Origin of the sequence: Bacillus sp. AG4(2022) (genome assembly GCF_031844465.1) — a bacterium.
GTDB classification, from domain to species: Bacteria; Bacillota; Bacilli; order Bacillales; family Cytobacillaceae; genus Bacillus_AB; species Bacillus_AB infantis.
The window spans coordinates 447,017-456,968 of record NZ_JAUZVH010000005.1 but is presented as its reverse complement, the minus strand read 5'-3'; the positions used below and the strand labels follow the sequence as shown (position 1 = coordinate 456,968).

General features: G+C 46.5%; 10 protein-coding genes. 2 read left to right on the top strand and 8 right to left on the bottom strand.

The annotated features are described in order from the left end of the window. Positions 1-32 precede the first annotated feature (32 nt). The gene (locus Q9R36_RS16400; RefSeq protein WP_224951525.1) at positions 33-929 is read right to left on the bottom strand and encodes a deoxyribonuclease IV; all 897 of its coding nucleotides are present in this window, start codon (positions 927-929) and stop codon (positions 33-35) included. Between the two features lie 28 nt (positions 930-957). Then, positions 958-2,268 carry a DEAD/DEAH box helicase gene (locus tag Q9R36_RS16395; RefSeq protein ID WP_009791420.1) on the bottom strand — a complete coding sequence of 437 codons (1,311 nt, stop codon included), beginning with the start codon at positions 2,266-2,268 and terminating at the stop codon, positions 958-960. 383 nt (positions 2,269-2,651) lie between these two features. Here Q9R36_RS16395 and Q9R36_RS16390 point away from each other — a divergent pair, with 383 nt between their 5' ends. Together Q9R36_RS16390 and Q9R36_RS16385 are read left to right on the top strand one after the other, a co-directional pair. Further along, a complete protein-coding gene (locus Q9R36_RS16390) occupies positions 2,652-3,224 on the top strand; it encodes a YqfQ family protein (protein WP_022544201.1) in 573 nt (190 codons plus the stop codon). Between the two features lie 195 nt (positions 3,225-3,419). After that, on the top strand, positions 3,420-4,361 hold the full coding sequence (locus tag Q9R36_RS16385) for a 4-hydroxy-3-methylbut-2-enyl diphosphate reductase (protein ID WP_009791417.1): 942 nt from the start codon (positions 3,420-3,422) through the stop codon (positions 4,359-4,361). A gap of 36 nt (positions 4,362-4,397) precedes the next feature. Here the strand turns inward: Q9R36_RS16385 and Q9R36_RS16380 are convergent, their stop codons facing one another. The 6 genes from Q9R36_RS16380 to rpoD form a co-directional block, all read right to left on the bottom strand. Next, positions 4,398-5,513: a Nif3-like dinuclear metal center hexameric protein gene (locus Q9R36_RS16380; protein WP_009791416.1), complete on the bottom strand. Its 1,116-nt coding sequence runs from the start codon at positions 5,511-5,513 to the stop codon at positions 4,398-4,400. Continuing rightward, positions 5,500-6,222 carry a tRNA (adenine(22)-N(1))-methyltransferase gene (locus Q9R36_RS16375; RefSeq protein ID WP_009791415.1) on the bottom strand — a complete coding sequence of 241 codons (723 nt, stop codon included), beginning with the start codon at positions 6,220-6,222 and terminating at the stop codon, positions 5,500-5,502. The genes Q9R36_RS16380 and Q9R36_RS16375 overlap by 14 nt, the downstream gene beginning before the upstream one ends. A 171-nt stretch (positions 6,223-6,393) precedes the next feature. Then, positions 6,394-6,759, bottom strand: a complete 366-nt coding sequence (gene cccA, locus Q9R36_RS16370; RefSeq protein WP_009791414.1) for a cytochrome c550 — start codon at positions 6,757-6,759, stop codon at positions 6,394-6,396. 195 nt (positions 6,760-6,954) lie between these two features. After that, complete coding sequence (locus Q9R36_RS16365; protein WP_009791412.1) at positions 6,955-8,094, bottom strand: acyl-CoA dehydrogenase family protein; 1,140 nt, start codon at positions 8,092-8,094, stop codon at positions 6,955-6,957. Positions 8,095-8,190: 96 nt separating this feature from the next. After that, the gene (locus tag Q9R36_RS16360) at positions 8,191-8,712 is read right to left on the bottom strand and encodes a hypothetical protein (protein ID WP_035401200.1); all 522 of its coding nucleotides are present in this window, start codon (positions 8,710-8,712) and stop codon (positions 8,191-8,193) included. Between the two features lie 96 nt (positions 8,713-8,808). Then, the gene (gene rpoD, locus Q9R36_RS16355) at positions 8,809-9,933 is read right to left on the bottom strand and encodes an RNA polymerase sigma factor RpoD (RefSeq protein WP_009791410.1); all 1,125 of its coding nucleotides are present in this window, start codon (positions 9,931-9,933) and stop codon (positions 8,809-8,811) included. Positions 9,934-9,952: the final 19 nt, after the last annotated feature.

The following is a 9,952-nucleotide window of genomic DNA, read 5'->3' as shown; positions in this document are numbered from 1 at the left end:
TACAGCTGCAGCACCCTGCAGCTGTATTTCATTTATTTGCCTTCCATGATGTCCGCAATAAGGTTTTCATTGAATTCCTTATTCCTGAGCATCTCAATTTCGTATTTGTATGGAGGCATTTTGCTGTTCTTATCTTCCCCGACAAATGGCGTCTCAAGGATTTTCGGGACTTCTGAAAGCTGCGGATGATGGACGATATAACTTAAAGCGTCAAAGCCGATATGTCCGTACCCGATGTTTTCATGGCGGTCCTTTTTCATTCCCCGCTCATTTTTGCTGTCATTGATATGAAGCACCTTCAGGCGGTCGAGCCCGACAATTTTGTCGAACTCATTCAAGACGCCATCAAAGTCTTCTACGATATTATAGCCGGCATCATGCGTATGGCATGTATCAAAGCAGACGGATAGATGATCATTATACTTGACCCCATCGATGATCATGGCCAGCTCTTCGAAGTTTCTCCCGCATTCAGAGCCTTTGCCTGCCATTGTCTCCAGAGCAATCTGGACATTTTCCTCGCCATTCAGGACTTCATTCAGCCCTTCAATGATTTTTTTGATGCCCTCTTCTGTTCCTGCACCAACATGCGCACCGGGATGAAGGACGATCTGTCGGGCGCCGATTGCTTCAGTCCGGTCTATTTCCGAACGCAGAAAGTTGACTCCCAGCTCAAAGGTCGAAGGATTTGTGGTATTTCCTATATTGATGATATATGGGGCATGGACAATGATATTGTCAATTCCATTGGCCTCCATATGGCGCCTGCCTTCCTCAATATTCAAATCCTCAATCTTTTTCCGGCGTGTATTTTGAGGGGCTCCTGTGTAAATCATGAAAGTGCTGGAGCCGTAAGATACAGCTTCCTCACTTGCGGCAAGGAGCATTTTTTTCCCGCTCATCGACACATGCGAACCAATTTTAAGCATTTCATTCTCTCCCTCCGGCAGCCTGCCTTTATTTCTTTTTAAGCCTTCTTTGGCGTTTCTTGATGCTCTCTACTTCTCTTTGTATTTTCTTTTTATAGCCTGGCTTTACATTTTTCGGTTTTTTCACACGGGATTGAGCATGGGCATCAATCTCATCCGTCTGCCTTTGCCGCTTTTTCCGTCTATTGCGGTCGCCCAAATCAATCCATTCACCCTTTTGAAGATCAACATGCTTGAACTCGATCCCCAGCTTTTCCAGCCTGTTCAGCGCATCTTCATCTGACGTATCATAAATCGTGAGAGCGATGCCGGAAGATCCTGCTCTTGCCGTGCGGCCTACACGGTGGATGTAAAAGTCCAGATCGGTCGGCAGCTCATAATTGATCACATGGCTGATTCCCTGGATATCGATGCCTCTGGCAGCAAGATCGGTCGCAACAATATACTGGAATTCCAGATCCATAATCTGCTTCATCATCTTCTTGCGCTCACGAGGGCTGAGATCTCCGTGAATGCGGCCTACTTTTAAGCCTTTTTGCATAAGGGCATCTGCGACTTCATCAGCCTTTTTCTTAGTATTTGTAAAGACGATCGCCAAATATGGATTAAATGCCTCCAATGCACGAAAGACAATTTCCGTCTTATTTTTGTGCTTTGAAGGGAGCAGATAATGCTCAATTTTTGCAGCTGCAATCTGCTTGGGCTCTATTTGGACGAATTTTGGATTTTCCAGATACTTTTTCAGAAATGGCTTCAGCTTTTCCGGGATTGTTGCCGAGAATACAAGCATTTGAAGCTTTTCAGGCATCTTGCCTGCAACCTGGTCTACATCTTCAAGGAAGCCCATATCCAGCATCAGATCAGCTTCATCCACGACCAGCATTGAAGCGGTATGGACGAGAAGTGCATTTTCCTTGACCAGGTCGTTGATCCGGCCCGGTGTCCCTACTACTACCTGGGGCTGCACTTTCAGCTTCTCAATTGTCCTCTGTTTATCTGTTCCCCCTATAAACAGTTTGGAGCTGATTTCCTCATCGCCATCAGCCTGCTCTGTTACTTTGAGTACTTCCTTATGGATCTGGGTGGCCAGCTCCCTTGTCGGAGCAGTTATGACAGCTTGTACCCCCTGCCTCGAAGGATCAATTTTCTGAAGGATCGGCAAAATATAGGAATGAGTCTTCCCGGTGCCTGTCTGGGACTGTCCAATCGCACTATCCCCTTTAAGGATAATCGGGATCAGGCGTTCCTGTATTTCTGTGGGCTCATAAAACCCGAGCTTTTTGACAGCTTCTATAATAAATGGCTTAAGTTCGTAGCGTTCGAATTTCGTTTCCGTCATAATTAACTCCTTATAGTTAGTGGCCGCAGCCTGAGTGGACAACTTGCCTCACCAGTCTTTGTCCATCATATTATTATAATAAAGTTTCATGCAAAAGACCACCAATACCGCTGATATAATTATTTTAGCCATTCAGGGAGTTTTTAATAGGCTTTGGCATTGTTCCAACTTTATTTGGGACTCATCCAGCCCGATATTGTGCATGCCATGTGAAATCTGGATCACAAAAATAAGCACGGAATCAGCAGAAATGTTCCGCAACAGGCACTTACTAAATGCCCGGCAAACATGAAAATAGGGAAACATCCGCAGAAACCTAAACCAATTTCATGACAGGTGCATAGCTTACATAAGGAGAAACTTTTAAGTAAAGGAGGCAAATTATGCAGCCTAGACCCCGTTTTCCGATGCAGGGCGGAGGAATGCCGCCGCAATTTAGAGGCCCGATGCAGGCCAGGCCCAATTTCGGCCCCATGATGGGACCTATGCAGCAGACACGCCAGGGAGGCGGAGGACTGCTGGCCAAGCTTCTGGGCAAAGGCGGGAATCCAGCATCTGCAGCCGGTGGTTTGAATAGCATGCGCGCCGCAGCTCCGGGCGCTGCCAATGCAGCCGGTTCAGGCGGATTCCTGAAGTCGATTGCCAACCCGTCCAGCATTTCGGGATTCTTGTCAAATACACAGAAAATGCTCAATACAGCTCAGCAATTCGGACCGATGGTACAGCAGTATGGCCCAATGGTCAAAAATCTTCCGGCCATGTGGAAACTGTACAGAGGATTGAAGAGCTCCGGAAATGAAGAAAGTGAAAAGGAGGCAGCTTCTGAAACAAAAAAAGCCCCCTCCCCGCCTGAGAAAAGAAAAACTGAAACAGCCGGGTCCCACCAGCCTTCAGAAGCTCCCAAACGTGCCAAAGCTCCTGGAAAGGGCAGTTCCTCACCCAAGCTGTATATTTAGAATCCGTGAAGAATGCAGCTTTTTGCGCATTCTTTTTGTTTTGGCCTCGTTCATCCAGCTTTTGAAAAATGCAATGATTTTTACTGCCAATTGAATGCCCCCTTTTGTAATATCTCTACAAGTCTTATATAATGTAGGGGCAGTTGATTCTCTTAAAAATAAGTTTCAGTTCCACTGCAATGGGAGGATTGGAGAATGGATGTTTTAAAAATTTCGCCGCGGGGCTATTGCTATGGGGTTGTCGATGCAATGGTCATAGCAAGGAATGCCGCTTTGGATAAAAACCTGCCGCGGCCGATTTATATACTGGGCATGATTGTCCATAACAAACATGTCACCGATGCATTTGAAGAAGAAGGCATTATAACGCTGGATGGAGAAAACCGTAAAGATATCATTGAAAAAGTCGACAAAGGCACTGTCATTTTCACGGCGCACGGCGTCTCCCCTGAAATCCGCGAAATTGCTAAATCAAAGGGGCTCGTAACGATTGACGCCACCTGTCCGGATGTGACAAGGACCCATGATCTTATCAGGGAAAAAGACGCTGAAGGCTATCAGATCATTTACATCGGCAAAAAAGGCCATCCTGAGCCTGAAGGCGCCCTTGGAGTTGCTCCGCATGCAGTATCTCTTGTACAAACTGCAGAAGATGTCGGCAAGCTCACCCTGGACAGCAGCAAAATCATTGTTACCAACCAGACGACTATGAGCCAATGGGATGTCGTCACTGTCATGGATAAGATAAAAGAGAAATACCCTCATGCAGAGTTCCATAAAGAAATATGCATGGCTACCCAGGTGAGGCAGGAAGCGGTCGCTGAACAGGCAGGAGAAGCCGATGTACTGATTGTAGTCGGTGACCCAAAGAGCAACAACTCCAATCGCCTTGCCCAGGTGTCCGAGGAAATTGCAGGCACCACCGCATACCGGATTGCCGATCTTTCTGAACTGAAGATCGAATGGCTGAAAGATGCCAAAAAGGCGGCTGTCACAGCAGGAGCTTCTACTCCTACACCAATAACAAAAGAAGTCATCACTTTCCTTCAGCAGTTCGATCCTAATGATCCGGAAACGTGGAAAACCGAGAAGAAAGTGCCTCTCAGCAAAGTGCTTCCAAAAATCAAGAGAGCTTAAAGAAAAGAGCTGCAGCAATCGCTGCAGCTCTTTTCTTTATATAAATTTGAAAGGATCTGTATGCACTTCTGAGGAAATAAAATTCACATCATATCCCTTTTCCCTGGCCATTTTTTCAAGGATATGAGCCACACCCTTCTTCATGACCTTTTCTACATTATGGCCTGGATCAATAATGTTCAGGCCCATCATCATTGCATCATGCGCAGTATGATAATACATATCCCCTGTTACATACACATCCGCGCCTTTGAACTTGGCCTGGGTAAAATATTTATTTCCATCCCCGCCCAGGACAGCCACTTTCCTGACAGGAGAGTTCAGATCTCCGACTACCCGGACCCTGTCAAGCCCGAATGCCTCTTTAATTTTTCCAGCAAATTCTTCAAGCGTTGTTTCAGGAACTGTTCCGACCCGTCCAAGCCCAAGTGATTGGCCTTTATTATCAAGGTGATAAATATCATAGGCAGGCTCTTCATATGGATGGGCTTTAATCATTGCAGAAATCACTTTCTTTTCCAGATGATCCGGAAAAATTGTTTCCACCTTGACTTCCTTTACCTTTTCCAAGCGGCCTCTGGTCCCGATGTAAGGGTTGGCTGAGTCCCCGGGCATAAACTGTCCGGTTCCTTCCGAAGAGAAGGCACAGAAGCTGTAATCTCCAATTGCCCCGGCACCTGCCCTGCCCAGCGCCTCTCTCAGAGCCTCAGCTGCTTCAAGCGGTACGAAAACAGCCAGTTTCTTCAGGCTGGTTTCATGTGTGGGCACAAGCACTTCTGTGTTCTCTAAACCAAGAGCTTCCGCCAGGAGGTCATTCACGCCGCCCTCAGCCACATCAAGATTCGTATGAGCCGCATATACGCTTATATCATGCTTTATGAGCTTCTCGATAATCCTTCCGGCTGCTGTATCCGTATTGATTTTCTGCAATGGCCTGAAGATCGGGGGGTGATGGGCGATGATGAGCTGCACATTCTTTTCGATGGCTTCATCAACGACCTCCTCCAGCACATCAAGAGCAATCATGACATTTTGCACCTTATTATTCAGTCCGCCAATCTGCAGTCCGATTTTATCGCCTTCCATTGCCAGGTTCTTTGGAGAGAACTCCTCAAACAAAGAGATGATTTGATGGCCGTTAACTTTTTTCACTCTTTACTGCCTCCTCTGCCATAGAGATTTTTTGGCCGAGCTCCAGCCTCCTTGTCCGTGTTTCTTCCGAGTCTGCAGCTTTATCCAGTTCCTGCAGAATCCTTTGCCAATTTTTCATTTCATGCTGCCATTTTTTCTGGAAGGTATCCGTTTTTTGCGCTGTAAGGAAGGGGCCAAAAAGAAAGGCGCTATTCTCATCCTTCCCCTTGTAGGGACGGAGCGGCTCTCCATGCTCTGCAACCAGGATTTCGTATATCTTTCCATCCTCTTCAAGGATATCCTCTTCTATAAGCTCCCAGCCGTTTTCAATAAGCCATTTACGGATTGAAATGGCGCTTATATTAGGCTGAAGGACAAGCCTTTTCACTGAAGACAGCTTTTCTTTTCCCTCTTCCAGGATACTGGCAATCAAGGCGCCTCCCATACCCGCAATGGCTACACAATCGACTTCTCCGCCTTCAATCACTTCCAGGCCATTCCCTTTCCTGACAGCTATCTTATCGCCCAGCCCTTCCTGGTTGACTTGATTCCTGGCAGACTGAAAGGGACCCTCTGCCACTTCGCCTGCGACTGCGAAGGGCACTTTGCCCTTAGAGACAACATGGCATGGAAGATAGGCATGATCTGAGCCTATATCAGCGAAGGCTGCACCATCCGGAATATATTCAGCGACACGTGCCAGCCGCTGTGATAATTGTTCTGTATTCATCTCTTACATCACACCACTTTACATAGATTCAGGTACATAATTATTCTCTTAGTATAAAAAAGCCGGAAAGCAATGTCCAGCAGCCCGGCAGGACTTATATCCAGGAGTCTGATCGGAGCTCCAAAATAAAGAAAAGCCTTTCAAAAGAAAGGCTTTTCTTTAACTGTCACATTATTTCAGGCCTGCCAGCCATTCAGCCATTTCGCCTGCTTTTTCCTGCGGAACAAGCCCTGGCGGCATGGATCCTTTACCGTTAACAACGATGTCAGCGATTTCATCCTGTGAATAGCGGTCGCCAACACCTGTCAAAGCAGGACCTACCCCACCCTGATACTGGTCGCCGTGGCAGCCGATACAGGTTTGTTTATAAATGTCTTCCGGGTTGGCTGCAACCTCTTCAGTCTGTTCTTCTCCGCCGCCTTCCTGCTCAGCCGCAAGGTCCTTAGCATCGCCCAGCCCTTTGAAGGAAACGAGGAACATAGCTCCAATGCCTAGCACAGCAATCAAAAGAAACGGAATTAATGGATTTCGGTTCATGTTTTAACCTCCCTTATGTAAGAACATCTCAGTCAAGTATATTATATAATACAAACAATCTCTATTTTACTTGAAAACCCCTGGAAGGAAAAGCCCTAAACTGAACTTTGTCACAGTATGTTCGAAATTGGAAGATTCCGCCTCTGTTTTGCCAGCTAAATTAAAAAGCTCCATATAAAATGGAGCCAGTTGTCCTTAACAGCCGATCTGCCGCGCAATCACCATACGCTGTATCTCTGACGTCCCCTCTCCGATTTCCGTCAGCTTTCCATCTCTCATATAGCGTTCTACATGATAGTCCTTCATATAGCCATAGCCCCCATGGATCTGGACTGCCTGGTCAGCCACTTCCATGCAGATTTCCGATGCATACAGCTTGCACATGGACGCTTCTTTCGTAAATGGCTTTCCCTGGTCCTTGAGCCATGCTGCTTTATAGACCATATTCCGGGCAAGCTCAATTTTCATCGCCATATCAGCGAGCTTGAACTGGATAGCCTGGAACTGGGACAGAGAGCGGCCAAACTGAGTCCTCTCTTTTGCATACTGCAATGCTTTTTCATAAGCAGCCTGGGCGATTCCGACAGCCATGGCGCCTATCCCTATCCGGCCTCCATCCAATGTAATCAGGAATTGCTTGAAACCTTCGCCTTTTTTGCCGAGCAAGTGCTCAGTCGGCACACGCACATCTTCCATCACAAGCTCTGTGGTATTAGAAGCATTAAGCCCCATTTTTTCGTAATTATCGATCACCTTGAACCCTTCTGCATCTGTCGGCACAATGATGGCGCTGATTTCTTTATCCGCCCCGCTTCCCCCCGTGACCGCTGTAATGGCCAGATGCTTTGCATAGCTCGCATTTGTAATATAACATTTGCTGCCATTTATGATGAACTCCCCATCTTTTTCTGCCGCGCTCGTCCTTGTACCGCCTGCGTCTGATCCCGCGTTAGGCTCTGTAAGCCCAAAAGCCCCGAATGATTCTCCAGTGCAGATCGGAACCAGATACTGTTGCTTTTGCTCTTCAGTCCCAAAAAGATAAAGGGGGGCCCCGCCAAGGGAAATATGGGCTGAATAAGTGATCCCCGTCGAACCGCATGCCCTGCTGAGCTCTTCAGTCACAATGGCAAAACTGACTGTATCAGCCCCTCCGCCGCCGTATTCTTCAGGGAACGGCAGCCCCATCACACCCATATTAGATAATTTGTTAAATATTTCTTTAGGGAATTCTTTCGTCCTGTCCCTTTCCAGTGCACCGGGAGCAACTTCTTCATCAGCAAACTCCCTGATCATTTTCAGAATCATATTTTGTTCGGCAGTCAATTCAAAATTCATGCAAATCCCCCTCGAAGTTTTGTATACGCTTTCATTACCATTATACGAGGAAGGAATTAATTTTCTCAACATTTAAAAACTTTAAAATTTAATTTATTATATGAAAATAGAAATAACAATGATGATGAGTCCTACCAGGCCGGATATTCCAAAATAGTGCTGACGGAATTTCCAGGCAGCCGCAATCCAAAGCAGACAATTAAGCATTAAAGCTCCATACAAGGCTGTATTATGATGCGGGAAAAAATGAGATGCCATTTCAACCGATATCAAAAGCAATATTAAAGCCGAAACAGCGAGAGGCAGTTGCGGCGCAATTCCTTTATTAGTAAAATAAATAGCAAGAGAAACTCCAGTAATTGTAAAAAAAATCAGAAGGCCCATTTGCAAAATGAAAGATAATTCAGTAAAATAAATGAATAACAGCGACAGAGGAATCAGCAGCAAGAGAATGATATTGAGAAAATAAAACCCTTTTGCCTTTCGAGCTTTATCCTTCGGCCGATTCCCTTCTGTATACAAAGCAAGCAGATAATCACAATAATGCTCAGGAAGCATGCGATTATCCTTCCAGTATAAAATTTCTTTTACAATCATGTCTTTTCTCGCTCTATCCATATCCACCCATCCCGTCCGGAAATCCAAAGGCATTTTTTTCAAAAAAAATAGTTTACCTCTATTTTAAGAAGTAAACTATTTTCTGACAATGTTTTTTTATTCGAGGAAGTCTTTAAGCCGCTTGCTTCGGCTTGGATGCCTCAGTTTGCGAAGTGCTTTCGCCTCGATTTGGCGGATACGCTCCCTGGTTACGCCGAAGACCTTTCCGACCTCTTCCAGAGTGCGCGTACGCCCGTCATCAAGCCCGAAACGCAGCCTCAGGACATTTTCCTCACGGTCTGTAAGCGTATCAAGGACGTCTTCAAGCTGTTCTTTCAGGAGCTCATATGCAGCATGCTCAGATGGCGAAGTCGCATCCTGGTCTTCAATGAAGTCGCCGAGGTGAGAGTCATCTTCTTCCCCAATCGGTGTTTCAAGTGAAACAGGCTCCTGGGCAATCTTAAGAATCTCCCTGACCTTATCCGGTGTCAGATCCATGTCTTCTGCAATTTCTTCCGGAGTCGGTTCGCGGCCGAGATCCTGGAGAAGCTGACGCTGCACCCTGATAAGCTTATTGATTGTTTCCACCATATGGACAGGGATCCTGATCGTCCTTGCCTGGTCGGCAATCGCCCTTGTAATGGCCTGGCGGATCCACCATGTTGCATACGTACTGAATTTGTAGCCTTTACGGTAATCGAATTTCTCAACTGCCTTGATCAGGCCCATATTCCCTTCCTGGATCAGGTCAAGGAACAGCATGCCCCTTCCGACATACCTTTTGGCAATGCTGACTACGAGCCTCAGGTTGGCTTCCGCCAGCCTTCTCTTTGCCTCTTCGTCGCCTTCCTCGATCCGCTTGGCCAGGGAAATTTCCTCCTGTGCAGAAAGAAGATCCACACGCCCGATTTCTTTCAGGTACATGCGGACGGGATCATTAATTTTAACTCCTGGAGGAACGCTTAAATCGTTTAAATCAAATTCCTCTTCACCCTTGGCAAGCTCCTGGACATTAGGGTCCGCATCATCGTTGTCGCCGACAAGCTCTACCCCCTGATCTCCAAGAAACTCATAAAACTCATCCATCTGATCGGAATCCAATTCAAAGTTGGAAAGCCTTTCCGCGATATCGTCATATGCGAGCACCCCGGTTTTCTTTCCTACTTCCGTTAACTGTTCCTTCACTTGCTCCATGGTCAACTCTGAATCAACCTCTTTTGAACGGGCTGACTTTTCAGCCATAAGTCCCCCTCCTTCCAAA